Below are 1,272 nucleotides of genomic sequence, written 5' to 3'. Positions count from 1 at the left end.
GGTTCTACCCTTAAGTTAGTGAGGATATAAGTTTAAACCACCGTTAAAGAATAGTATAGCACTTCTAAAGTTTGTAAAAGTACGGTATCCTCTACCCACTGTTTTAAGTTCTTGAATTTTACCATTTAGGCGTTCAGCCATTGCATTTGAGATTCGTTCTGTCAAAGCATTTATAACTCCATTTAGATGGCTTTTAAACATATTTACCACTTTGTCTATTTCAGCGATCTTTCTGCTGTAGGCATTGGTCATCCATTTGAGCAAGGACGAAGTTGCAAACAAAGAGGAAGATCCAAAGAGGTCTTTAAAGTTCTCTCGAACTTGCCAAGCTTTACTCACTTCGTAATTGGCATCGGCAATGGCTTCAAAGTGGATACGCTGTTTCTCGGTAAGATTCTCGGGGTTCTTAAGTAGGGCATAGCGGCTGTTTTTCAAGCCTTGGTGGTTTTTAACTTCTCTTCTACGCACTTTGTCGATGGCCTCATTGAGGTACTTGACCAGATGGAATCGGTCGTGGACAATAGCGGCGTTAGGAAGAATCTCCTGAGCTGTCTGCAAGTATGCTTGCCACATGTCCATCGTTATCGCAGATACTCCTTCAAGCTGTTTTTCAGTCAAAGACTTATTGAGTAGCTTCTTACAGGCTTCTTTTGTCCGGTCTTCTTCCACGTCTATAACGCAACCTGAGTCAGGATGACTCAATACGGTGACATAGTTATGACCTTTCTTGAAGGACTTCTCATCAATGCTCAAGTGGTCAAAGACGATCTGATCATACGATCTACGATCCATTCCACGTTCGACACTCCGATGCATGATAGAATTCACCACATTGAAACCGCAACGCATCAACTGAGCGGTTTTGGTCTGGTTTTTACTGGCTTTCAATAGGTCTATTACCGCAGTTTCAAACAAGTAAGTGTTCCGGCCATAATCAGAAGCCCAATTGGGCTGAACAGTCTTTACCTTACCACTGGAAGTTAAAATTCGTGGAAGCTTACACCTGAGAAAGGTTCTATATTGCATGGTGTCTAAATGACGCCATTCTCGAACCGGTGCATGATCATAAACCCTACAAAGTTCTCCAGTTTCAGCATCTTCCAACTCCTCCAAAACACACTCAATTTGAATGTAGATCTCTTCTTGTTTAAAATCAGTTTCTACCGATTCAACAAACCAACCATCCTCCAATTGGAGCAACTTGGTGAAAAGTCCCTCTGTAAACATCTTTTTGCTCAAAGGTAATCATTCCATTAAATTCAGGGTAGAACC

The 1,272-nt window shown here is 41.6% G+C and carries 1 protein-coding gene; it reads right to left on the bottom strand.

What is annotated here, in order from left to right:
• Positions 1 to 15: 15 nt before the first annotated feature.
• A complete protein-coding gene (locus BLQ57_RS20775) occupies positions 16 to 1,227 on the bottom strand; it encodes an ISL3 family transposase (RefSeq protein WP_092824236.1) in 1,212 nt (403 codons plus the stop codon).
• Positions 1,228 to 1,272 lie beyond the last annotated feature (45 nt).

Source organism: Algoriphagus faecimaris, assembly GCF_900101705.1.
In the GTDB taxonomy this organism is placed as follows: Bacteria; Bacteroidota; Bacteroidia; order Cytophagales; family Cyclobacteriaceae; genus Algoriphagus; species Algoriphagus faecimaris.
This window is presented reverse-complemented; position numbering and strand designations above follow the sequence as displayed.

Excerpts from the sequence above, each read along its gene's own strand:
- BLQ57_RS20775 (WP_092824236.1), bottom strand. The coding sequence starts at position 1,227 with ATGTTTACAGAGGGACTTTTCACCAAGTTGCTCCAATTGGAGGATGGT.